The sequence below is a fragment of the Balneola sp. genome (assembly GCA_002694685.1).
Taxonomy (GTDB): domain Bacteria; phylum Bacteroidota; class Rhodothermia; order Balneolales; family Balneolaceae; genus Gracilimonas.
In genome coordinates this window covers 706,095-729,627 of the sequence record NZMW01000001.1, presented here as the reverse complement: position 1 = coordinate 729,627, position 23,533 = coordinate 706,095, and the positions used below count along the sequence as shown (strand labels likewise).

General features: G+C 41.9%; 20 protein-coding genes. 4 read left to right on the top strand and 16 right to left on the bottom strand.

The features are described 5' to 3' along the window. Positions 1 to 6: 6 nt before the first annotated feature. From CL667_03160 to tkt, 3 genes are all read left to right on the top strand, one after another. A complete protein-coding gene (locus CL667_03160; GenBank protein ID MAL16688.1) occupies positions 7 to 702 on the top strand; it encodes a TIGR00730 family Rossman fold protein in 696 nt (231 codons plus the stop codon). 135 nt (positions 703 to 837) lie between these two features. Beyond that, positions 838 to 1,872: a hypothetical protein gene (locus CL667_03155; protein ID MAL16687.1), complete on the top strand. Its 1,035-nt coding sequence runs from the start codon at positions 838 to 840 to the stop codon at positions 1,870 to 1,872. Positions 1,873 to 2,036: 164 nt separating this feature from the next. Beyond that, entirely contained in the window at positions 2,037 to 4,028 is a 1,992-nt protein-coding gene (gene tkt / locus CL667_03150; GenBank protein MAL16686.1) for a transketolase, read from the top strand. A 36-nt stretch (positions 4,029 to 4,064) separates the two neighbouring features. On the opposite strand, the gene CL667_03145 is transcribed toward tkt, so the two are convergent. The 9 genes from CL667_03145 to deoC all read right to left on the bottom strand — a co-directional run bounded on the left by CL667_03145 (position 4,065) and on the right by deoC (position 13,498). Further along, positions 4,065 to 5,207, bottom strand: coding sequence for a hypothetical protein (locus CL667_03145; GenBank protein MAL16685.1), 1,143 nt, complete (start codon positions 5,205 to 5,207; stop codon positions 4,065 to 4,067). 130 nt (positions 5,208 to 5,337) lie between these two features. Next, a complete protein-coding gene (locus tag CL667_03140; protein ID MAL16684.1) occupies positions 5,338 to 5,931 on the bottom strand; it encodes a hypothetical protein in 594 nt (197 codons plus the stop codon). A gap of 37 nt (positions 5,932 to 5,968) precedes the next feature. Then, a complete protein-coding gene (locus CL667_03135) occupies positions 5,969 to 7,165 on the bottom strand; it encodes a hypothetical protein (protein MAL16683.1) in 1,197 nt (398 codons plus the stop codon). Further along, positions 7,158 to 8,855 carry a hypothetical protein gene (locus tag CL667_03130; protein MAL16682.1) on the bottom strand — a complete coding sequence of 566 codons (1,698 nt, stop codon included), beginning with the start codon at positions 8,853 to 8,855 and terminating at the stop codon, positions 7,158 to 7,160. The genes CL667_03135 and CL667_03130 overlap by 8 nt, the downstream gene beginning before the upstream one ends. Further along, the gene (locus CL667_03125; protein ID MAL16681.1) at positions 8,855 to 9,607 is read right to left on the bottom strand and encodes a hypothetical protein; all 753 of its coding nucleotides are present in this window, start codon (positions 9,605 to 9,607) and stop codon (positions 8,855 to 8,857) included. The genes CL667_03130 and CL667_03125 overlap by 1 nt, the downstream gene beginning before the upstream one ends. Before the next feature lie 37 nt (positions 9,608 to 9,644). Further along, the gene (locus CL667_03120) at positions 9,645 to 10,184 is read right to left on the bottom strand and encodes a hypothetical protein (protein MAL16680.1); all 540 of its coding nucleotides are present in this window, start codon (positions 10,182 to 10,184) and stop codon (positions 9,645 to 9,647) included. Between the two features lie 9 nt (positions 10,185 to 10,193). Beyond that, positions 10,194 to 11,063 (bottom strand): aldehyde dehydrogenase, encoded by an 870-nt coding sequence (locus tag CL667_03115; protein MAL16679.1) that lies wholly within the window; start codon positions 11,061 to 11,063, stop codon positions 10,194 to 10,196. An 18-nt stretch (positions 11,064 to 11,081) separates the two neighbouring features. Continuing rightward, on the bottom strand, positions 11,082 to 12,587 hold the full coding sequence (locus CL667_03110) for a betaine-aldehyde dehydrogenase (GenBank protein MAL16678.1): 1,506 nt from the start codon (positions 12,585 to 12,587) through the stop codon (positions 11,082 to 11,084). Positions 12,588 to 12,598: 11 nt separating this feature from the next. Further along, positions 12,599 to 13,498 (bottom strand): deoxyribose-phosphate aldolase, encoded by a 900-nt coding sequence (deoC, locus tag CL667_03105; GenBank protein MAL16677.1) that lies wholly within the window; start codon positions 13,496 to 13,498, stop codon positions 12,599 to 12,601. A 197-nt stretch (positions 13,499 to 13,695) separates the two neighbouring features. On the opposite strand from deoC, the gene CL667_03100 reads away from it, so the two are divergent. Next, entirely contained in the window at positions 13,696 to 14,115 is a 420-nt protein-coding gene (locus tag CL667_03100) for a hypothetical protein (GenBank protein MAL16676.1), read from the top strand. A gap of 74 nt (positions 14,116 to 14,189) precedes the next feature. Here CL667_03100 and CL667_03095 read toward each other — a convergent pair whose 3' ends face one another. From CL667_03095 to CL667_03065, 7 genes are all read right to left on the bottom strand, one after another. After that, positions 14,190 to 16,217, bottom strand: a complete 2,028-nt coding sequence (locus tag CL667_03095) for a sodium:proton exchanger (GenBank protein MAL16675.1) — start codon at positions 16,215 to 16,217, stop codon at positions 14,190 to 14,192. Between the two features lie 109 nt (positions 16,218 to 16,326). Then, positions 16,327 to 18,372 carry a peptidase S9 family protein gene (locus CL667_03090; GenBank protein ID MAL16674.1) on the bottom strand — a complete coding sequence of 682 codons (2,046 nt, stop codon included), beginning with the start codon at positions 18,370 to 18,372 and terminating at the stop codon, positions 16,327 to 16,329. 71 nt (positions 18,373 to 18,443) lie between these two features. After that, a complete protein-coding gene (locus CL667_03085) occupies positions 18,444 to 18,998 on the bottom strand; it encodes a hypothetical protein (GenBank protein MAL16673.1) in 555 nt (184 codons plus the stop codon). Positions 18,999 to 19,011: 13 nt separating this feature from the next. Continuing rightward, the gene (locus CL667_03080; protein ID MAL16672.1) at positions 19,012 to 19,488 is read right to left on the bottom strand and encodes a sensory protein TspO; all 477 of its coding nucleotides are present in this window, start codon (positions 19,486 to 19,488) and stop codon (positions 19,012 to 19,014) included. Positions 19,489 to 19,768: 280 nt separating this feature from the next. Continuing rightward, complete coding sequence (locus CL667_03075) at positions 19,769 to 20,809, bottom strand: hypothetical protein (protein ID MAL16671.1); 1,041 nt, start codon at positions 20,807 to 20,809, stop codon at positions 19,769 to 19,771. 12 nt (positions 20,810 to 20,821) lie between these two features. After that, on the bottom strand, positions 20,822 to 21,883 hold the full coding sequence (locus CL667_03070; protein MAL16670.1) for a hypothetical protein: 1,062 nt from the start codon (positions 21,881 to 21,883) through the stop codon (positions 20,822 to 20,824). Further along, positions 21,880 to 23,523, bottom strand: coding sequence for a hypothetical protein (locus CL667_03065; protein ID MAL16669.1), 1,644 nt, complete (start codon positions 23,521 to 23,523; stop codon positions 21,880 to 21,882). The genes CL667_03070 and CL667_03065 overlap by 4 nt, the downstream gene beginning before the upstream one ends. Positions 23,524 to 23,533 lie beyond the last annotated feature (10 nt).

Sequence of the window (23,533 nt, the reverse complement as noted above, 5' to 3'; positions counted from 1 at the left end):
CTATATATGAGTAAAGAGATCAGAGAATTTCCAAAACAAAATCAGAGTAACGGCTATGATCGTGATATTTGGAGCATCTTTAAGGTGATGGGTGAATTTGTTGAAGGCTATGACAAGCTTTTTCAAATAGGTCCTTGTATTTCCATTTTTGGTTCAGCCCGCACAACTCCGGATAATGAATATTATGAAAAAGCTATTGAGACGGCCGATAAAATAACCCGTAAAGGTTTTGGAGTTATAACTGGTGGCGGACCAGGAATTATGGAAGCAGCAAACAAAGGGGCTGAACAGGGTAACGGTAAGTCGGTAGGTCTTGGCATCAGTTTGCCTTTTGAGCAGGGGATCAATCAGCACGTAGACCCTGAATTATCCATCAACTTTAACTACTTTTTTGTGCGTAAGGTGATGTTTGTAAAATATGCACAGGGCTTTATCGTTTTCCCCGGCGGCTTTGGTACACTTGACGAGCTTTTTGAAAGTTTAACGCTGATCCAAACCCGTAAAATAGATGAAATACCTATAGTGCTATTTGGCAGTGAGTATTGGGCAGGTCTGGTTGACTGGATGGAAAGAACTATGAAAGAGTGGGGGACGATATCTGATAAAGACACGAAGCTATTTCATGTAACAGATTCTACTGACGAGGCTGTTGATATTATTTGCGACTTTTACAGCCAAAAAGAGCCAATGCCAAATTTTTAGTCTAATTTGGAACATGAAAGCGCTTTGCACAGTTTAAATAATACTAATTGTGTAAAAAGGTAGTTATAAATTTAATTTCAGTGTCATTTTTTATTAAATTCGGCGCTGCAACTAACGATCACAAACAACAAAGATATGAAGGTTTTAAAAAGAAGTTCGATTGCAATTGTTTTGGCTTTGATGGCGTCTACTGTTTTTGCTCAAACTAAAACAGATGCTATAAAAGCTTTTAATGCAGGATATGAAGAAGCTAAAGAGGGTAATTATGAGGCAGCAATCTCGTCTTACACCCAAGCACTGACTATAGGAAATCAGCTTGGCCCGGAAGGAGAGGATATTGTTAACAGAGCTAAGCAACAAATTCCTGCCGCATATTGGAATAAAGCCAAAGAGGTTTATACTCAATTTGCCAGTAACAAAACTCTGGATAATTTGGAGGCTACAATTAATAGTTTCCAAGATGCAGCTGAAGCAGGAGAAGAGTATGGTAATGATCAGGTTGCAGCTGCAGCAGGTGGTAACGTTTTAAAAATGATCTACCAGAAGTCAATCATTCTTTATAATAATGGAGATATGGAATTGGCGATGACAGCTGTTGACAGAGCTTTGAATAGAAATTCAAATTATGCGGCTGCTTATTATCACAAAGCAAAAATCGTTAAAAAGATGAATGATACCGACGATGACGGTATTATAGATCAGAATGTTGATGAACTATTAAACTGGTACGATCAAGCGATCCAAAAAGGTGAAGCTACAAATAACAGAGATGTTGTTGATAAAGCTCGTGAAGCAGCGCATGACGAATTGTTAGCTGTAGGAACAAGACAATCAGAGGAAGGTAATATTCAAGATGCTATTGCCACACTTACCCGAGCAATAGAATATGATGATGAATCAGCTGATGTATATTACCGTTTAGCAGAAGCCAGCAACAAAGCTAGTAATTATGATAAAGCTGTCGAATATGCTACAACCGCTCTTGATTATGAGAATGGTGGTAAAACTGACAAAGCTAAAATCTATTTTGAACTTGGTTATGCACACCAGACATTAGGTAACAAATCCGTTGCTTGTGACGCTTTCACTAATGCTCTATTTGGATCATTCAAATCTCCAGCTGAGCACAAAATGGAATACGAGCTAAAATGTGATTCAACAGCTCGATAAATGTAATGACTTTTAAAAGCCACATTGCTTATATCAATGTGGCTTTTTTTATGCGCAAAATTCTATCAAAATTTGAGCAAATTCTTATTGAAAGGTTTTTAAACATAATGCCTTTTCCTATCTTAAAGAATGCTCACAAATAATCACTTTTAAATTAAGATTAAATGCCTGCTTCCAAGCTAGATCAGCTCTGCGTAAATACAATTCGAACTCTGTCAATGGATGCCGTTGAAAAAGCTAACTCAGGACATCCAGGGATGCCTATGGGAATGGCTGATGTTGCCTATGTTTTATGGACAAAGTATTTAAAGCATAATCCGAAAAATCCTGCTTGGTTCGATCGTGATCGTTTCATTTTGTCTGCAGGACATGGGTCTATGCTACTCTATAGTTTACTTCATCTTACAGGCTACGATTTGAGCCTTGATGAGATCAAAAACTTCAGGCAAATGGGTAGTAAAACACCAGGTCATCCAGAATATGGGATGACACCGGGCATTGAAACTACTACGGGACCATTAGGTCAGGGTTTAGCAACTGGAGTAGGAATGGCGATGGCTGAGAATCACCTTGGCGCCAAGTTTAATATGGGCGGTCATTCTATTGTAGACCATTACACTTATGCCATAATTAGTGATGGAGATTTGATGGAGGGAGTTTCTCACGAAGCGGCTTCACTTGCAGGTCACCTTGGACTTGGTAAGTTGATTTACCTATACGATTCTAACAAGATTTCAATTGAAGGTTCTACGGATTTAGCTTTTACAGAAGATGTATCAAAGCGATTTGATGCCTATGATTGGCATGTAGTTGAGATCGATGGTCATGATCATGATCAAATTTCATCTGCTATTGAAGAAGCACAGAATGTAACAGATAAACCATCTTTAGTTGTCTGTAAGACAAAGATAGGATTTGGATCTCCAAACAAAGAGGGGAAAGAATCATCACATGGATCTCCTTTGGGTAGTGATGAGATCAAGCTCACAAAAGAAGCTTACGGATGGGATCCGGATAAATCTTTTTATATCCCTGATGAAGCTCTCGAAGTTTTTAGAAATTCTGTTACTGAAGGAGCTAAGGCTGAGGCAACATGGAAGAAAAAGTTTGATGCGTATTCAGCTGAATTTGAGGCAGAAGCTGAACAGTTTAGTAGTCGGATGAATCGAAAGATTCCTGAGAACCTGGAAAGTGCTTTGCCTGAATTTCCTGCTGATGAGAAGGGGATGGCTTCAAGAGCTGCATCCGGTAAAGTGATTAATGCCATCAAAGATGTTTTACCTGCTCTTTTCGGTGGGTCTGCAGATCTGGCTCCTAGTACAAAAACAGATATTGACGGGGAAGGAGAATATGGAAAAGAAACACCAGAAGGACGTACCATTCATTTTGGAGTACGTGAATTTGGAATGGCGGCAGCCGTAAACGGCATGGCTCTGCATGGCGGAGTTGTTCCATTTGGAGCTACATTCTTTGTGTTTACAGATTATCTGAGACCTGCATTGCGTTTAGCTGCTCTAATGAAGTCGCCATCTATTTTTGTTATGACTCATGATAGTATTGGACTGGGTGAAGACGGACCTACTCATCAGCCGATTGAGCATCTTTCAAGTATAAGATCAATGCCAAATGTATTGATTCTTCGTCCGGGAGATGCCAATGAAGTATCTCACGCCTGGAAAGCAGCAATTAATAATGCTTCCGGCCCATCCGTACTGGTATTGACGCGACAGAACATGCCAACTTTTGAAAGAACTGCAACCAATTCTGCTTCATTAGTTGAAAAAGGAGCTTACATCTTTTCTGATTCTGATAAAGAAACTCCGGATGCTATACTAATCGGAACTGGATCAGAGCTGCAGTTTGCTGTAGAAGCCAAGGCTAAGCTAGCTGGTAAAGGCATAGACGCACGAGTGGTGAGTATGCCTAGCTGGGAGTTGTTCGAGAAGCAAGACGCCTCATACAAAGAATCTGTACTTCCAAAAGCAGTTACAAACCGTGTGTCGGTCGAAGCCGGCTCTACTTTTGGCTGGGAACGTTATGTAGGTTTGGAAGGAACGGCAATAGGTGTGGATAGCTTCGGAGAGTCAGCGCCTTTTGAAGAATTATATGAGCATTTTGGCCTTACTACAGATGCTGTAGCAGAAGCTGCCTCTTAAGACAAATTCAGAACTTAAAAGAGTTATCAGTTGAGTCTATTTTTCTGGACGGTGTACACATGTAAATGTGACATCGTCTAGTGGACTCACAGATCCGATAAAAGCTTCAAGTGAAGACTGTACCTTGCCCACAATTGTTTTGGCATGAAGCGCACCGTAGATTTCCATTAAAGAATCGATTCGCTCTTCTCCATATTCCTCACCACGCTCATTACGGGATTCATTAAGTCCATCCGTGTAGAAAAGAACGGAATCACCCGGTTTAAAGTGAAATTTTTTGACTTCCATGTTTTGGTCTAGAAGCTTGGTCGAAGTCATTCCAAGAGCAAAGCCATTGGATTTTAGCCGGAAGGTATTGTCTCGCTCTTTGTTATAATAAACGGGGATATTGTGGCCTGCACGGATATATTCAAAATAATCTTCATCTTTAGGAAAGTAAGCGGCACAGCCGGTAACAAAGGTCTTATCCTTGCTATTACTTTTGATATAGTTATTTAATTGAAGGAATAATTCTTTTGGGGTGGGGTGATCTCTCTCCACGATAAGGTTAACCAGGGCTTGCAATCTCACCATATACAAAGCTGCGCTTAAGCCTTTACCGGATACGTCAGCAATAATCACATAAGTGCCTTGTTCAGTTTCAATTACATCGAGGTAATCACCGCCGACTTCTTTAGCGGTATGGGCAAAAGAATAGACTTCTAAGTTATCCTTGCTGAGGGAGGTTCCCGGAAGTAGACTGAGCTGAATTTCACGAGCCAGGTCTATTTCTTTTTGTACATCAGATTTTTCAAGCAACTCGATAAGTAAAAGCATAAACATGCTCAAAAAGCTAAAGGGGAGGAGTAAATCTCCAATTATGAAATACTGAATGATATCCAGAAAGTTCAAAATGTAGTAACTGACGAAGCTTATTGAACCCATTCCAAAAATAAGTCGGCGGGTAGGGTTCAGGCGTTGGGCAAGATCAGAGAAAAGCCGGAGCATTTTGATATGTCCCGGTAATTGCTGCCCTTGTTGCCGCTCAATGTCTTCGACGGCCTCTTTGTAAACCAGTTTTAGTCGTTCAGTATCTGCGGTCAGCTCTTTAGAGAATCTCTCCCGGCTCATTCCAGATACATAATCCTGATAGAATTTCTTTGTTCCGTAACCGGTTTGTGCTTCGTTTTTTAAACCCAATGCTATAACTGATCTAAATTCATATTTAGCGTTTGTTCGTAATAATAACCAAAAAGTTTAGCTTTGTCTCAGTTATTTGTGCGAACCGTACGGAACTAGAAAAAGTATCTTGTCAATGAAGAGTGTACTACTAAGAAAAAGGAGTAAAAGCTTCAGTTAGGGCACTTAAAGAGGCGCCCGCTATATTTGGGTTTTCTCCTAACGCCGCATTCAAGGTAACGAAGTGGGCAACTTCAACAGGGAAGATTTCTCCCATTCGCTGACGGGCACTTGGACTTTGAAGTTCTATCGTTGATTGCGCAAAGTAGGCTCTTGCTGCTTCCAACTCTAAAGTCATAGCAAGGCGAATAACATCAGATTCAGACGAGTTCTCATTCAAATTACTAACCAGTGGGTCAGGCCCAAAGTTAGAAAGCTCTACTTGCTGACCTTCGGCTTCCAGAATCAATTGGTTGAATATATTGAGATGTTCAGTGTGGTGATCTCGATAAAGAACAGCGCTATCAAGCACCGCCTGGGTACTTATGAGACCTGATTCAGCAGCTGCATTGTACGACTGTATTGCTACAGCTTCACGTTCTGCTGCTTCCATCAGAATTGCAACATCACCTGATACGTTTATGTCGTCATTTCCGGTACCTGTACTACATCCGGTGAGGGTTAATCCACCAGCCACTCCGATAACTGGAATAGCTTTAAGAAATCTTTTCCTATCCATTGTCATGTTTGGTTTACTGAATTTTCGTAAGGCTTTTGTCCGCCTAGAAAAAAGCACTCAAATAAAACCTTACTGCATACAATGACTGATCGAGGGGAGATTGGTCACTTATAGAGACCTTAGCGGTTACATTTCGTGCTAACTTATAGCCAACTACGGCTGATACCCTTGATACATCATCGTCCCATGATGATAAGGAAGCACTATCAGTTTCTGCTGTTAAAAAACTTAAATGTTCAACTCTTAGAGCAGCGTATGAACCGGGAAGGAAGGGGGGCTCATATTTAAAATCTACATTTACCCCGGCGTTTGTTGTTCTGTATTCTGCTAATTCACTACCATAAAAATTAAACTGCCCGCCTGTATAGCAAGGAACATTCCACCGACTGAAAATACCCTCTGCAATAATTTCAACAAAAGCGAAGGAGTATCGGACATCCAAGCCAACAAGAGCTTGTTTATACTGCTCAAAAGGATTGTCGGTCTGTAAAGCTGCGTTTCTTGGACTGCTTTGCATGAAGCCTCCATAACTAGCTGAAAGCCCAAGTTCCCAAAAGATGTTAGGGTTGTAAGTCAAGTGACTTTGAACCGCTGCATTATTTAGATTTGTGTAGTTTTGATCAGATGCTGGAGCTGCCATCGTTATGGCGGTTTGTAGCCTCAGCTTGTCATCCTTAATCGACCAATCCCACAAAGCACCTGTAGAATAGCCTCCAAAGTAGATGTTTGTCAGCCCGACATCGCCGGAAGTGTAGTTGCCCTGATCTCCGGCATTAGGCCAGAAACCTCGTTCATCAGAGATATTTATGAAATAGCTGTAATTGAGAGGAAGGTCTACGAATGTGCGGTCAATATTTAAACTCCGGCTAGAGTACTTACCAACGGGCGAAATAAAGCGGCCAAAACTCAGGGAATAGTTATTATCTGGTTTAGCCCACGTCAAATTTGCCAGTGTAAAGCGAGGCATACTTAGTTGTCCGGTTCCCCAGGTATCAGACTGAAGCCGAGCTTCAACAAAGAAAGATTCATTGATGGGAGCAAACATCAATAAATTAACTTGGGGAATAGAAATATGGGGATTCTTAAACTCTTGGTTTATGCCATTTGAAATGAATTTAGAATCTTCGCCTCCGGCAGTAAAGGCGACATCAATCGTACCATTCACCTGAACCTGTGCTACTAAAATAGCTGGTGCGAAAGCATAAAGAACAAAAATAATAAGGCCGAAATATTTACTCATAGTTTACCTCAACGATATCGATACGATTAGAAAATCCTTTTAGATCTTTGGCATTAACATCTTCCAAACTATGATAAGCAGCTAAATTGAAGGAATCGGCTAGTTTTTTTGTGATAAGTATTTGTCCAACTTTAGCTTCTGAACAGAGCCTTGCACAAAGGTTGACTTCAGAGCCAATTACAGTATAGTCAAGCCTCTCGTTAGCTCCCATATTCCCTAAAAGCATCGGTCCATGGTTTACTCCAACCCCAATTCCTTCGAAGTAGGAGTTAATACGTTTATTATTTCTAAAATCTCTTTGGATGCCGATAGCAGCGCTAATGGCCCGTTCTACAGCATCATCTCCACTGAATAACGCAATGACTGAATCACCTACAAATTTGTCAATAGATCCATTATTCTGAAGTACAATCTGTGACTGTGCTCCCAAAGTTTCATTCAGCATGTTTATAAATTCATCCGGTTTTGAACCCTCAATCTTTGAAGTGGACCCGCGGATATCGGTAAATAAAATGGCCAGATTTTGGGTAGTGGCATCTCCTAAACCAACAGTTTGGTCTGCATTGGTTTGAATCATTTGGAGTGTATGATCTCCTACGTATTTGGTAAGTGCAAAACGTTCTCTGAGTCCTATAATCATTTTATTAAAAGCACGCGTAAGCATCCCAATTTCATCTTTTGATTGGGTTTCAACAGATACATTGAGGTCTCCATCTTCCACCTTCAGCATTGCTTGGGTAAGCCGGTTTATGGGATTTGAAATAATACTTCCCAAAAATATCGCTATGGGAATAATGATGAAGAAACTAATAGCTGCAATAATGATAATGTTTCTCTGAATGCTTGAAAGGGCTTGAAATTCTCTCGAAATTGGAACCGTAGCTACATAATAAGCACGTTCTCCTATGCCAAGGGGACTTATAAATGAGAGCTGCTCTTCATCATTGATTTTAAATCGAAAGGGATCACTTATCGTACTCTTGGCAATCATAGAGTCAATTAACGCTCCGTTTTCTCGTGCTATCTGTTCGTATTCACTTTCTTCATAAATAGGACTCGAGGAGCCGATAATACTTTCATCCATGAAGAGTACGATATCGAGAGGAGTCTGCTGTTTTAACTGTTTTGCTTCAATGTCTTCGAGTACGGTACCAAGGGTCAGGGTGCCGATGATCCTATTGCCGGCATAAATTGGAACCGAAACAATTTGATATAAATTATCATCAACTTCCCACAAGAACGGCCATTCCGGCTCAAGATCGGGATAGTAACCGAGCATGGCTTGTTCTACCGTTATCACTTCAGATATATCCCGGCCCGCTCTATCGGGCTTATCTAGCCAAGCCAGAACCAATCCATCTTCATCAGTAACTACAAAAAGATCGGTTTTAGTGAAATTGGCAAACTCACCAACACTGTAAGCTACTGTAGCCGGATCTTCAGTTTGAACATTTCCTTTAAAAGTAGAATTCTCACCAATTAGGCTTGCCGACTCAGCAAGCCGGTCATACCTGAGTGCTTGCTGGTTCTTAAAAAAGCTTTGTAGCTGCTTAAAATCTAGCAGCACTTTTTGCTCAATAGTACTTGAAGAAATCTGATTTACTGCCACTAATACAACAAAGAGAACAGATATTGTAAGGCCCGACAACAACAGGAAGAGCTTGGTTTGTATGTTGAGGCCTTTAAACATTAGTTCATAAAATTAAGATCTACAGTGATATTAGTTTCACCATCGAGTGTAACTTCTTCTGAAGCTATTTCAAAGTTCGGGTTATATCCTCTGAGCTCATAGGTGCCTGCGGGGAGATCCTTTATCTCAAAAGTACCATCCTCACTTACTCGTTGAAAGTAGGGGGTGTCCAAACTCAATATTACAGCATTCATGGAGGAGTGAATATCACAGAAAAGCTGAATTTCACCCAGACCTTCAACTTTCCACTGGGTCTTGGGAATTTCTTTTGAATACACGTCGCCAGTTGGTCTTCGGCCAATGTTGAATTTTGCGCCCGGTGTCAGGCTAAATACATTATGATAGAAAGAGTCATTATTAATGAACTCAACTATAGATCCTACAATTACCGGAGTTACATGAGGAACAAAAGTAGCGTTCTCCTGATTAACCACAGAGGGTGTTTCAGAAGGTTCAGTTGACGACATTTCGTAGGAAGTAGGGTGAAGGCTGATTATGGTATTAAGTAGTGGGTTTGATTCTCCACTACCTGTAGAGCTGCTTGAACCTGAAGTTCTTCTATCTCGATAAGCGCTGCCCCGGAATGTACGCTGAGTATTGTTTGTGGGGGGAAGAGTGATGGTGCCCGATAGCGTACTCCCTTCATAGACTAAATTGAGCGATGTCGTAGAATCGGTATAATTTTCAACAGGTAAGGGCCCGACTGAGGTAAATAAAAAAGAAATTAAACCTACCACTAATATTCGTGCCATATCCTTGTATTAATTCATCACTAAATTTTGAAAAAAACTACTGAGTTTCAATAACAGCAGTATCAGCAGGTACACTTGCGGGATTAACTCTGTCATAGACAACCCAAGCATCCTTAAAGTACCGCTTTACAATATTGGAAAATGAGATGGCACGTTCTCGCTCGTGAAAATCACCAACGTGTACCCGATAATATGGAGTTCTGAAAAATGTATAGGTATCAGGTTGGTAACCGACAACTGTACTATCTGCCCAAACACGGAAATTAGCAGCCAATGTGTCTGCTGCAATCACACTTTGTCCGGAATAAATTTGAATCCTATAGCCTTCGTAAAGATCCCGTTCCACCTTTTCTTCAACTTTAACTCTATTGAAGGCTTCCGGAATTTTGTTATCACGATAAGTATAGGCATCCGATAACTGAGTACGTAAGCTTTCTAAACTCAGATTGGAAGGAAGGTTTTTAGATTCGGTCTGGAAGTTTTCTTTAGCCTCTTCTAAAGTCTCGTTAATGACCTGCTCGGAAGAAGAACAAGCTATTGCACCTGCAATTAATAAAAGTATGGTAAGATATTTCATGAATGTGTTTTAAAATCCAACGGGATGCCAGGTAGTTTTAGTTTCCTGGAAGTCGGTCAGTAAATATGGAGATTGTGCTTCCTCGGAGTACCAATCTTCAATAGGCTTTTTGATAATACGTTTCACATTTAGTGAAGCATTTTCATCAATCAGCTTTTTCATTTCCTTTGGAAGTTTATCAGTGTATAACATTGCATTTACATCCATATGAGTACTGAAATGTTCCGCTAATTCTTCACGTTTTCCGGAAAGAATGTTAACTACTCCACCGGGAACATCCGAGGAGTTTAAAACCTCAGCGAAGCTCATTGCAGGTAGCGGGTAATCTTCAGAGGCTAATATGATACACGTATTTCCACCAACAATAATAGGAGCTATTGTTGAGACTAATCCCAAAAGTGGACTTTTTTCTGGAGCGAATGCTGCAACCACACCGGTTGGCTCAAGCATACTAAAATTAAAGTGAGAACTAGCTACTGGATTTATTGAACCAAACACCTGCTGATACTTGTCAGCCCAGCCTGCGTAATAAATAAGTCGGTCTATAGAAGCGTTGATATCAGCTTCTGCTTCAGCTGTTTTAAAACCGATAGGACCCAATTCTCGCATAAACTGATCCCGTCGATCTTCCAGCATTTCAGCTATTCGATATAGAATTTGTCCACGATTATAGGCGCTTCGTGAACTCCATCCTCCAAAAGCACCGCGGGCAATTCTAACCGCATCCCGAAAATCCTTTCGGGAGCCTTGGCATACATTTGCGATTAAGTTTTTATCGCTATCAAATACTTTGTAGGTCCGTCCGGATTCACTTCTGGGGAAGTTACCGCCCACATACATTTTGTAAGTCTTTTTAACGTCAATTCTTTGGTCAGACATAATCGAAATTCTGTGCAGTTAAATTTTTGTGTAAGCAGCTAATCCGTGGAGACCGCCTTCGCGTCCCACACCACTTTCTTTGTAGCCGCCAAATGGTGAGGTTGGGTCGAACTTATTGTAGGTGTTAGCCCAGATAACTCCGGCCCTCATCTTGCTGCCCATTTTGAAAATCTTAGAGCCTTTATCCGTCCATACGCCACTAGCTAAACCATAAGGGGTATTGTTGGCTTTTTCGATACCTTCATCGGCTGTACGGAATGTTTGAACTGTTAACACAGGTCCAAAAATTTCTTCCTGAACTACGCGATTTGATTGTGATACGTTCGTGAAAAGAGTAGGGCGAATAAAATATCCATTTTCCGGGATATCACATTTACTTTGGTAGACATCTGCGCCTTCCTCAACACCCAATTCAAGATATTTATTTACGGTTTCAAACTGTTCTTTAGAATTGATGGCACCGATGTCGGTATTCTTGTCTAAAGGATCACCAACAATCAGCGTTTCCAGTCTATCTTTTAGCTTGGCGATAACTTTATCTGCCACACCTTCCTGTACCAATAATCGCGAACCGGCACAACAAACGTGACCTTGGTTAAAGTAGATGGCATTAATAATACCTTCCACAGCCTGATCAATAGGAGCGTCTTCAAAAACAACGAGGGCGCCTTTTCCACCCAATTCAAGAGTGTACTTTTTATCAGTTCCCGCGAGTGATTTTTGAATGATCTTTCCGACATTGGTAGAACCGGTGAAGGCTACTTTGTCAATATCTTTATGGTTAACAATCTCAGCACCTGTTTGACCGGCTCCGGTTACTATATTGATAACTCCGTCGGGAAGGCCACAATCCTTCACAAGTTCTGCAAACTTAAGAGCGGTCAGGGAGGTCGTTTCAGCTGGTTTTAATACAACGGTATTTCCGCAGGCGAGGGCAGGAGCTATTTTCCAAGCGAGCATCAATAAAGGAAAATTCCAAGGGATGATCTGTCCACATACTCCCAGTGGTTTCGGTTTTTTACCGGGGAAAGCATATTCCAGCTTGTCGGCCCAGCCGGCGTAATAAAAGAAGTAGGCTGCTACTAAAGGAATGTCAACATCGCGTGATTCCCGAATTGGCTTTCCGCCATCCATCGATTCAAGTACGGCAAACTCCCGAGCACGTTCCTGAAGCATACGTGCAATTCGGTAAAGATATTTCCCACGCTCTTTAGCTGAAATGCGCGACCATTCTCCTTCAAAAGCTTTTCGAGCCGCTTTTACGGCATTATCCACATCTTTTTGAGTGGCTTCTGCAAACTCAGTTATTTCTTCTTCCGTAGCGGGATTCGTACTCTTGAAATATCGGCCTTTAGAGGGCTTTACAAATTTCCCGCCAATAAAGAGATTATACTGCTCTTTAACTTCTACAAAGTCAGAACTTTGCGGGGCAGGAGCGTATTCCCAAACTGACTCGAAATCTAATTTTGAGTTAGGGGAGGTCGGTTTGTACGGTGCGTCTTTAGTTTCTGTGTTGTTAGACATAGGATATTTTTTTAATCAGCAGAAAAATAATCAAGTGATTGGTAATTGCCGGTATCTTGTTTCACGATCTGCATGAGCAAATCATTAGTCAAGGAACTGGCTCCAAATCTGAAATATTCGTTATTAAGCCAGGCAGCACCTAGTGTTTCTTTTACTATAACCAGATATTGGATAGCTTGTTTCGCAGTTCTTATTCCACCGGCTGGTTTCATGCCAATCATCTTGTCAGTTTCGTAATAAAAATCACGAATGGCTTCCAGCATTACCAAGGTTACAGGTTGTGTGGCTGCAGGACTCATTTTCCCGGTTGAGGTTTTTATAAAGTCAGCCCCGGCATGCATAGCTAAATCGCTGGCTTTGCGAACATTTTCATAAGTGTGAAGTTCGCCGGTTTCTAAAATCACTTTTAAATGAGCATCACCGCAGGCTTCTTTGACGGCTGCAATCTCATCGAAAACTAATTCGAAGTCACCTTTCAAAAAGGCACCACGGCTAATAACCATATCAATTTCATCAGCACCTTCAGAAACGGCAAACTTGGTATCTTCAAGTCGCATAGAAAGAGGAGCCTGTCCACTTGGGAAAGCTGTTGCCACACTCGCTACGTTGATATCTGTTCCTTTAAGTTCTTTCTTGGCAATACCAACCATACTTGGGTACACACATACCGCTGCAACAGTAGGCAGGTTTGGCATAGAAGGATGAGGTTGTTTTGCTTTCTTGCAAAGCTGGATGACTTTCCCTGGCGAATCTTTTCCTTCCAGGGTGGTCAGATCAATCATGCTCAAGGCGAGTTTTAAAGCCTGAACTTTTGATTCTTTCTTGATACTGCGTTTGTTCAACCTGGATACTCGTTCTTCAACTCCAACATTATCGATGGGTATCGTTTGGTTGAAATCAGGATATTTCATGCTACTGATTTTGTTCAATGATCTTTATGAGACAGAAGGTAAGAAATCTTGAGCAAAAGCTTGATCCTCTAAAAGTGATTATTCGGCATTTATTATTAGGAGAATTGTGCATGATTTATAAAATTAGTTAATTGACTGTGATTCATGGGGTAACAAGGAATCAGGTTTATTAAACACTAATTAAATAGGAAGGAAAAATGGAAATGTCTGCAATAAACTGGCTAGCTGTAGTGGCAGCCACGCTAGTTGGTTTTGGAATAGGTTTTGTATGGTACGGGCCTTTGTTTGGAAAGAAATGGATGGCCTTGGTGGGAATGACGGAAGAAGATGCTCAAAACGGAAACATGGGGAAAATCTTTGGTGTCACTTTCGTTCTGCAGTTTATAATGGCGTTTTGTCTGGCCATGTTTTTCTATGGTGATCCGACAGCAGCTGAACAGGTAACAGCGGGCACTGGGGCTTTCTATGGATTTTTAACAGGATTTGGATGGGTAGCTACAGCCATTGGTGTGAATGCCCTTTATGAGCAAAAGCCCTGGTCCTATATGTTTATTAACGGAGGCTTTTGGATTGTTGTATTTACGTTGATGGGTTTAATCCTTGGTGCTTGGAAGTAATTTTAGGCTTTAAGCAGTTAGACTTCAGCTTTCAGTAAAGATTAGATTATAATTACTGAAAGCTGATTTTATATCTATTCTTCAAAGTCGATAGGGTTTTTAGACTCTCTGAAAATTTCTGCTGCTTGAGCAAAACGGTTTGCAAGCCCAACCATTACAAGTCTGTCTCCGGGCTGGAGGGTAAAGTCTCCGGAAGGATTTCCGATATTCTTCTCTCCACGATTTACAGTGAGAACGGTAATCTCAAAATCATTTCTGAGCTTCAGGTCAGCCAAAGACTTTCCGGCTGCAAAAGATCCTTCCTTAACTACTACTGCGCGGGTATGAAGTCCTTCCTCATCTAGACCTTGCAATACCATTAAGTGTGCTTCCTGAATGCTTCCCCGCATAATCTCGTAGTCTTCCGCTCGTAATTCCCGAATATGCTGTTCAATTTCCTCGTTAGAGATCATGTATGCCTTTAAAACATTTGAAAATAGGCGGACGGTGGTCTCCATTTCTTCAGGAACTACGATATCGGCTCCAGCTTTTTCCAGGAAATCGGCTTCAGATAAATAGCGGGTTCTTACAATGATTTGGATGGTAGGGTTGAGGTAGTTTGCGAGCTTGATTATTCGTGGACTGATTGCCGGATCATTAATAGCGATCACACAAAGTTTGGCCTTCAGAACCTGAGCATGTTCTAAAATGTGAGTTCTGGAAGCATCACCATAAATAGCCGGAATGCCATTTCGATGCATTTCATTTACGGATTCTGGATTCATCTCAATCACAATAAACGGAATACCTGATTCTCTCAAAACCCGGGAAAGGTTTCGACCAGCCGGACCGTATCCAATGATGATTACATGATCTTCTAAATCCTCATGTCCTTCCTCTTCTTCAGTTTCTTTCTGCTTTTTTCCAATATGTTTGAGCGGCGTTTTGGCTAATAAATTCCCAATGTTTGGGCTGAAATGAAGAAAAAGAGGGGTGAGTAGCATTAGCAAAACGGAAACGGCAATAAAGGTTTGTGAACCCATTTCTCCAAAGCCGCCAGGAGTAAGACCTGCGACCCGTCCGGCTCTTTCCAGTACAAAAGAAAATTCCCCAATTTGAGCAAGTACAATACCTGAGGCAGCTGCAATTCGAATAGGGTAGCCAAGCGTTAATAAGCTTATAGAGCTCAAGATAAACTTCAATAATAAAACTCCGGCTGCTACTCCTAGTAGTAATAATGGATTTTCCAGTACAAACTGTAAATCGAGCAGCATTCCTACAGAAACAAAGAAAACGGCGTTAAAAATAGTTTTAAGGGGTAGAATTTCACTAATGGCATGGTCGCTGTAATGACTTTCACTAACAACTAAACCGGCAAGGAAAGCGCCGAGGGCAAGGCTGACATCCGCAAGGTTGGTAAGAGCTGCGGTTCCAAAACAGATAGCAATCACGGTAAGGAGGAAGAGTTCTTGTCGGCGGGTTTTGGCTACTTTGTCTAAAATCCAGGGGACTATTTTTCGGGCTAGCAAAACAACGACTATGATTAAAAGAATGGCCTTCCCAAGTACAACAAACAAGTCTGTAACTGATTCGCTTTGCCCTGATAAAATTGGGACCAGTAACACCATAGCGATGATGGCAAAATCCTGAAAAATAAGTACAGCCAAAGAAAGCCTGCCTACCGGGGTGTCGGTTTTTCCTTGTTCGCTGAAAAGTCCGAGAATAATAGCCGTAGAACTTAGAGCAACAAGGCAGCCGGTGTAGATTCCAACTTTCCAATCCACCCCGAAGTACATTAAAATACCGACTACAGCTCCGACACTAAGCAAAACTTGTAAGCCGCCACCTATAAAAATCGCATTTCGGATCCGTGAAAGTTTGTCTAAACTGAATTCAATCCCGATGGTAAACAGCAGAAGTATAATCCCGATTTCAGCCAGCATATCAACCAATTCCTGGTCTTGAACAATACCAAGGGCATTAGGGCCAATAATTACTCCGGCAATCAGGAAGCCGGCAATAGGAACCAGCTTAATTCTATAACAAATGTAGGCAATGAGAACGCTGACCATGAAAAGGGCAACGATTTCGTTTAAAAAGGGAAGACTAACAGCAAAGAGCATGTAGGCCTGGATAGTTTGGAGTGAGTGTGTTTGTTAAATGAGAAGCTTTCAGTAGTCAGCTTACAGCTATTAGCATTAAAACTGTAAGCAGAACTCTGAAAGTTAATTGCTATTCTTTGTACATATCGAACCAGCCCACAATGTAAGCTACTTTGCGGAAGAGGTTACTTGGTTTTCCAGCAATCCCATGACCGGAACCCTGAATGCGTACCATAGCAGCATCGACGTTTTGCAATTTTAAAGCGGCATAATATTGTTCCGTTTCACTCATCGGTGTTCTGTAATCCTGTTCACCGGTAAGCAACATGGTTGGTGTAGAAACATTTCCAACCAAAGAAATAGGAGAGCGTTCAAAGTATTGGTCCGGATCTTCCCAGGGCTTTTTGGTGAACCAATATTTGCTGTAGTAAGGACTTCCATCCGCTGTTAAGGCAAAACTAAACCAGTTGATCACGGGCTTTGCGACTACTGCTGCACTGAACCTGTCCGTTTTACCGATAGCCCATGCACTTAAAACTCCACCGCCGCTACCACCGGTTATAAATAGGTTGTCTTCATCGATATATCCTTGATCAACTACGTAATCTACGGCATCCATAAGATCGTCGTGGTCTTCACTTGGGTAATTGTGATTGATATAGGCCGCAAACTCTTCTCCATAGCTGGTACTTCCTCTTGGATTGGTATAAACAACTACATATCCACGGCTTGCCATGAACTGAAGTTCCGGAGTAAACCGGCTGCCATAGTTGGTATGCGGACCACCATGAATTTCTAAAATCATGGGGTATTTTTTGGTTGGATCGAAATCGGGTGGAGTTATAATCCAGCCCTGAACTTTGAAGTCATCCACGGATGATTCTACCCAAAACTCTTCAGTAGAGCCTACTTTAGTTGATGCAAAAAACTCACCGTTAAGATCAGTGAGCGTTCTATTCGCCATTTTGGTAGGGAAATGTCCCCCCGCTAATTCTGTAGGCCTTGTTGTTGTGATTGCCGAAAATGCAAACCGTCCGTTTTTGGATACAGAATAAGAACCACCACCGTAAGGTCGACCGGATGATGGACTTCCTAAGTTTTGAGCAATTGAAGTAATATCACCATCAAGGTTAATATTGCCCACTTTACTGTTTCCTTCTTCATCATACCTAAAGAAAAGGGACTTGCTGTTATTGGCCCAAGTGATAGAAGAAATACTTTCGTCAAAATCTTCAGAAATACTTCTTTGGTTAGAGCCATCGCGGTTCATGATGTAAAGTTCCCCTTGCTGATATCCAACAAATTCGTCTACATAGCCGGTATAGGCAATTAATTTACCGTCAGGAGAGATTTTTGGGTTTCCGTGCGGTCCTCGTTTGTCTGTGATCTGAGTTATTTCGCCGGATTCAATATTTATCTGATAAATCTGCTCGTTATTAGGATCGAGGTCTGCATCATCAGAACGATCAGAAGTAAACATGATGTGTTGCCCGTCAGGAGTCCAGGTTGCATCGTTGTAATCATAGTTTCCAGAGGTAATCTGTCGGGGGGCACCGCCTTCAGCTGAAATTAAAAATAGATGAGTATATCCGTCATCTACGTATCCGCCGCCATCTCTTCGGTAAACAGCTTTATCAATAACTACGGCTGATTTCTCCCATTTGGCTCCTTCGGGAGGAGAAGGCAGGTTAGCAATTCGAGATGATGAAGAAGCCGGAACAAATTTGGAGAACAAGATCCTGCTGCCATCCGGTGACCAACTTATGTTGCCGGGACTTTCAGTAAGGTTGGTGATGGAAGAGGTTGCACCGGAATCCATCCATCGAACAAAAATTTGGTTGGACCCTTCATTGCTGGAGGTATAAGCGATTCGATTGCCACTGGGTGACCAAGCCACATTTCCATAGTAATCGGTTCCTGAAGTAAGTGGGATATGGTTATCACCGGAAAAAGAGATGCTCCAAAGGTTCACAAACCGGCGGTCTGTCATCGCATCAAACTGATGGCGTTCGTAAATAACGGTTTTCCCATCCGGAGATATTGCCGGAGTACCAACCATCTGAAGGTCGAATAAATCCATATAGTCAAAATAGGATTCATCAACCTGGGCAGATGCTGAAATGGAGAAAATGAGAAGAAATATAAAGGATAAGATAGATTGGCGTCTTAAAAGCATGGCAGTCTTTGATTTAGTTGTCGGCAGAAAATAGGTGGTATAATTCAATTCTGAAAGAAGCTCACAAGTGTTTACAAATAGGTTTCGTCTGATTCCCCTTTAACCGGACCTACAATTTCTTTGGTAATCCAACCACCGTAGAAACCACCCGGCTGTGGTTTTACATGTTCGCCGTTTACATAGCAATCCATTTTAGATGGATAAAAAGCGAGGTAACTTTTAATTTTATAGAAATCCTGGAAAGGTTTTGGGTACGACCAAGCTCCTCGTTCGGCTTTTTCATTCTCTACCACAACATCCCAATAAGTAGCTTCTCCTTTCCATTCACATTTTGATTCGCCCACTGTTTTTTTCAGATATTTGATGTTTACATCAGTTGGAGGAACATAAAAAGTGGGGGGGCTTGCGGTTTCCAAAACACGAATGGCATTGGTGCTGTGAGCAATGATCTTGTTGGCAAATATAACCAGCACTTCTCTTTCATCAGGATCAAGCTTTGGTGGGCGAGGGTAATCCCAAACCGATTCTTGTCCTTCTTTGGGTTTGGCAGCAAATTTTGGGCGCTTTTGACCATGATACTCCCATTGTGATCGCCCCGATTGTGCCCAGCTTGGAAGTTTAGTCATAGGTAGAGAGTCCTTAATTCAGAATAACGATCGATAAATTTAGTACCGAAGCAAATGCAACCCACAGTATATAGGGAATTAACAGCCAACTCGCCCAGTATTTTATGGGCTTGAATTTCAAGAATGTGATTATAATAAGAATCAGCAGGCAAATGATTTCAGTAAAAGCCAGTGTTGGATTTTTGAGCCCAAAAAAGAGAAACGACCAAAGCCCGTTAAACAGTAATTGCAGCCCAAAGAATTGCAGGGCTTGCACTACTTCAGGCTTGTGAGTTCCGGCTTGCCAAACAGCAGCTGCAGAGATTCCCATTAAAGTGTAGAGCAGAGTCCAAACAGGACCAAATAACCAGTCAGGAGGGTTGAATGAGGGTTTATTGAGTGTAACGTACCACTCCGAGATCGCGGGGATTGTTACCGTACTGGCAGCGAGTCCGACAGCATTACAGATAAGAATCCCGAACAATATTTTTGCCCAAAAAGGTATTTTCATGGAATGCATTTAATTTATCGTCCAACATGGATAGATAAAAGGTGAATTCCTTAAAATAGTAAAAAATAGAAGTAGGTTTCAGCCGGTTACAAAGAAAAGAAGATTAGGCCGGTTAGTGAAATTACAAGCAAGGCTATTTTAACTTTGGTAACCCTACTTGAATAGTCGTTTTCCTGTTCTAAATAATCCTGAATTATTTGTTCTGAAATCATTGCTTTTCCTTTTTTACTAAAAGAGTGAAAAAAGCACTCGGTGTTACAAAAAAACCTACTCGAACGATCTATCGGGTAGGGTACCAGACATAATCGCCTGATTTATTTATGTAGCCGTAATTCTCTTCAATCTCATCTTCTACAGGAACATAGATGGTTACTCTGGCCAATCCGTTGTAGAATGGTTCAACCTCATCAAACTTTGCACTGGTAATTTGATTTCCAGATTTATCAATAAAGGTCCATTTGTTGTTGAGCATAACCGGAGCCCGTTCTTCTGAAAAGGTGCCGGCTTGTTGAAACTGCTCACTAATCACAAATTCACCGGACTTATTGATGTAGCCAAATGCGTTTGAGTTAGCGCGGGCCGGAGCGAGGCCGTCCCCAAAATCACCGACGCTTATAAAAGCAGGTGAGATAGAAACTTCACCATTATCACCAATAAAACCCCAGCGATCACTGATTTTAACCGCAGCCAATTGATTTGAAAACGGTCGGGCTTCAGCATATTTGAGATCTACAATGGTGTTCCCTGATTTATCGATGTATCCAAAGAGATCATCATCGCTAACCATAGCGCGGCCATTTCTAAACTGATTTTCTTCGATGTAATCAATGTCATCCGGGAGACCTACGGATTCAATTTTGTCTCCATTTTCATTGATGTAGTAATAGTTGGAATAATCTATGCTTCGTACAAAAGCTCGTCCATCAGAAAAGGCTGAAGCGGTTCTGAACATAGGATTGATGGCAAAATTGCCGGACTTATTGATATAACCCCATCTGCCATCGAACCGAACAGCTGCTTTGCCGCCCGAGAAATTATTTATGTCGCTGAAATTCCCTTCAATTTTGACCTCACCTTTGGAATCGATGTACTTCCAGCCCCAGGATTCACGAATAGCAGCCAGTCCCTCATGGAAAGGGCGAGCATTTTGGTAATCAGGTTCAAGTATCATCTCACCTTTTTGGTTGATATAGCCCCAGTCTCCATCTACCAAAACAGGGTAGAGTTTAACGGCTTCATCCTCATTCCCGGTTACGGAGTTGACGAGATCACAGGAAACAAAAAGTGTTGTAAAAGCTAACAGTAAAAGTAAACGTTTCATGATATTCTTAATTTATCTTGTTGGGTACCAAATGTATTCGCCTTTCTTGTTGATGTATCCATAACGAATGTTCTCATCGTTACCGAGCTGTACACGGGCAATTCCGTTGTTAAAGCTCTCGGCATCCTCGAAAGGGGTTGTAATGGAGATTAGCTTGCTATCTTTATTCAAGTAGAACCAGTCGTTACTCAAACGAATAGCAGCCATATTTTCAGAGAATGGTTTTACTTCAGCAAATTGAGGCTCTATCAAAATGTCTTCTTGTTTGTTGATGAAGCCGATATAGTCACCATCTCTGAACCAGGCCAAACCTTGAGAAAAGCGCCCCGCTTCTTCATATTTGGGAGTTATAGCAGGACTTCCGGATTTATCTATAAAACCCCATCCATCAGCAGTCTCAATAGGGGCCAGACCATCTACAAATTCACCAGCGGTAGAAAGTTGGAAAGTTGGGTTTATGGCTTCAGTTCCTTCATTATTGATATAGATCCAGCCATCAAAAGTCTCTACAGCAGCTAGTCCATTCGAAAAGGGGCGGGCGTCGCTATATTTAGGTTCCACGAGGGTACTTCCGTCAGCGTTGATGTAGCCCCAGAGTCCGTCAATTCGAACGGCTGCTTTGCCTTCAGAAATGGGTTGAGCAAAATCATATTGAGCTTCAATCACAAAAGTTCCGGTTTCATCTATAAAGCCATAGCCTTGACCAGGCAACTGAACCGGGGCTAAACCATCTTCAAAGTCTCCGGCACTCGTAAATTGTGTTTCAATTACCAGACGGGCAGGGTTAGCCTGTACATATCCCCACAGAGTTCCATTACGGACTGCGGCAAGTCCATCAGAAAGGTCCCGGGCCTGACCGAAGCGGGGCTCTAACACAATGTTTCCATCATTAGATATAAACCCCCAGCTTCCGTTGAGGAGAATTGGGTGAATCGTTTTGGACGATTTATTGTCGTCGTCGTTTCCAGTCACGGAATTAACAAGGTCACACCCTGTCATCAAAACAAAGCCAAACAGTACAATGAGTAACAGGGATAACGTTTTGGGTTTAACACGAAGCATTGAATAGGTCATTTTATCAACGTCATTTTTTTGGTTTGCACACCATTTGGGGTTTCCAATTTATACAGGTAGGTACCGCTCGATAGGTTTGAGGCGTCGAACTGAACGCTGTAGTCACCTGCCGATTTTTGTTCGTTCAGTATGGTTTTAATAAGGCTTCCTTTAACATCAAAAACCTGGAGTTTAACTTCGGCTGTTTTAGCCAGTGAAAAAGAAATGGTTGTGGTTGGGTTGAAAGGATTTGGATAGTTTTGTTCCAGCTTAAACGATTTAGGTGTTTGCTGAGACGGCTCATTGCTGGTAGCAGTAGCATCCACAAAGCCAAGATTTTGGAAACTACCATCAATAACTGAGTCTGTTTCATTATCTCCCAGACCGAACCAGTCATCTAAAATGGAAGTATAAACAGAGCGATAATCTGTACTGAAAACAGGATCGCCTGAATTATCAAGGCTGGTTAGGTCGGAGTGGTTTCCATATAAACCACCATTCACCGGACCAAAAACCATAACAGGGGCAGAAGAGCCGTGATCAGTTCCGTTTGAGGAGTTCTCGTCCAGTGTTCTTCCGAATTCGGAGAACGTCATGGTTAGAGCACGGTTATCAAGTCGGTCACTTTCTAAATCAGCATAAAAGGCGTTAACAGAATCAGCAATATCCGCTAATAAGTTTGCATGTCCGCCTTCTGGGCCACCCTGATTATTGTGGGTATCAAAACCACCCTTTGACACTAGGAAGAGTTTGGTATTTAGTCCTCCACGAATCAGCCGGGCTACAACAGATAAACTTTGAGCGAGGGATGAATTAGGATACTGCCCTAAATTGGTCGCATTATCTGCGGCGTTTTGGATGGACTCCAAATATTTAAAAGATGAGTTAGCGATTTTTCGTGCAAAGGAAAGAGAATCGCCGAAATCGTTTTGTGGGACATTGTCTTCATCATAAAAGCCACCTTGCTCCAGAAACTGGGTAAACTGACTAGCTCCTCCAAAAGTAACACCCAGGTTGCCAAATTCACTTTGGAAAAGGGTAGCAGAACCACCAATCCGAACACCGAGTGGGAACTCCGGTGGGTTAGCGATGAAGTCAGGATTGTCTTCAACTAAAAATCTTCCGGCCCAGCCGGTATTTTCAATATTATTACTTCCGCTTCCAGTAGTCCAAATATCCGTAGCGCGGGAATGGGAGCGATTGGTATTAGAGTAACCCACATTGTTGATGACAGCCATTCTTCCATCGCCCCAGAAAGATTCGAGGTTACTCATGGCAGGGTGCATTCCAATATCATCACTAAGTAATATCGAATCTTGTTTGCGGATTCCAATGGTCGGCCGTTTTTGATAATAAATATCGTTTTCAACCGGGATGATGGTATTCAATCCGTCATTACCGCCACTCAGCTGGATGAGCACAAGCACGCGGTCATTATCGGCACGGGATAAACGGTTAAAGAATTTAGAGCGGGCAAAAGTGCTTACCGGAGTACCACCCAAAAGCATGGATGAACCAATAGCTCCAAAACCAAGAGTGCTTAAAAAACTCCGTCGGCTCCAGCTCTGGTGATCATTTTGGTGAGCTTCTTTGTCTTCGAGACTGGCTCCCCGGCGATCGTGCGATAACTTTGGGTTATGATGATGATCTTTTTTACACATACTTCTTGAC

Bases quoted from the DNA above. Each gene is read 5' to 3' on its own strand.
- CL667_03130 (MAL16682.1), bottom strand. From the start codon at position 8,855: ATGTTTAAAGGCCTCAACATACAAACCAAGCTCTTCCTGTTGTTGTCG.
- CL667_03080 (MAL16672.1), bottom strand. From the start codon at position 19,488: ATGAAAATACCTTTTTGGGCAAAAATATTGTTCGGGATTCTTATCTGT.
- CL667_03140 (MAL16684.1), bottom strand. From the start codon at position 5,931: ATGACAATGGATAGGAAAAGATTTCTTAAAGCTATTCCAGTTATCGGA.
- CL667_03155 (MAL16687.1), top strand. From the start codon at position 838: ATGAAGGTTTTAAAAAGAAGTTCGATTGCAATTGTTTTGGCTTTGATG.
- deoC (MAL16677.1), bottom strand. From the start codon at position 13,498: ATGAAATATCCTGATTTCAACCAAACGATACCCATCGATAATGTTGGA.
- CL667_03120 (MAL16680.1), bottom strand. From the start codon at position 10,184: ATGAAATATCTTACCATACTTTTATTAATTGCAGGTGCAATAGCTTGT.
- CL667_03100 (MAL16676.1), top strand. From the start codon at position 13,696: ATGGAAATGTCTGCAATAAACTGGCTAGCTGTAGTGGCAGCCACGCTA.
- CL667_03095 (MAL16675.1), bottom strand. From the start codon at position 16,217: ATGCTCTTTGCTGTTAGTCTTCCCTTTTTAAACGAAATCGTTGCCCTT.
- CL667_03090 (MAL16674.1), bottom strand. From the start codon at position 18,372: ATGCTTTTAAGACGCCAATCTATCTTATCCTTTATATTTCTTCTCATT.
- CL667_03110 (MAL16678.1), bottom strand. From the start codon at position 12,587: ATGTCTAACAACACAGAAACTAAAGACGCACCGTACAAACCGACCTCC.
- CL667_03135 (MAL16683.1), bottom strand. From the start codon at position 7,165: ATGAGTAAATATTTCGGCCTTATTATTTTTGTTCTTTATGCTTTCGCA.
- CL667_03125 (MAL16681.1), bottom strand. From the start codon at position 9,607: ATGGCACGAATATTAGTGGTAGGTTTAATTTCTTTTTTATTTACCTCA.
- CL667_03075 (MAL16671.1), bottom strand. From the start codon at position 20,809: ATGAAACGTTTACTTTTACTGTTAGCTTTTACAACACTTTTTGTTTCC.
- tkt (MAL16686.1), top strand. From the start codon at position 2,037: ATGCCTGCTTCCAAGCTAGATCAGCTCTGCGTAAATACAATTCGAACT.
- CL667_03070 (MAL16670.1), bottom strand. From the start codon at position 21,883: ATGACCTATTCAATGCTTCGTGTTAAACCCAAAACGTTATCCCTGTTA.
- CL667_03160 (MAL16688.1), top strand. From the start codon at position 7: ATGAGTAAAGAGATCAGAGAATTTCCAAAACAAAATCAGAGTAACGGC.
- CL667_03065 (MAL16669.1), bottom strand. From the start codon at position 23,523: ATGTGTAAAAAAGATCATCATCATAACCCAAAGTTATCGCACGATCGC.
- CL667_03085 (MAL16673.1), bottom strand. From the start codon at position 18,998: ATGACTAAACTTCCAAGCTGGGCACAATCGGGGCGATCACAATGGGAG.
- CL667_03115 (MAL16679.1), bottom strand. From the start codon at position 11,063: ATGTCTGACCAAAGAATTGACGTTAAAAAGACTTACAAAATGTATGTG.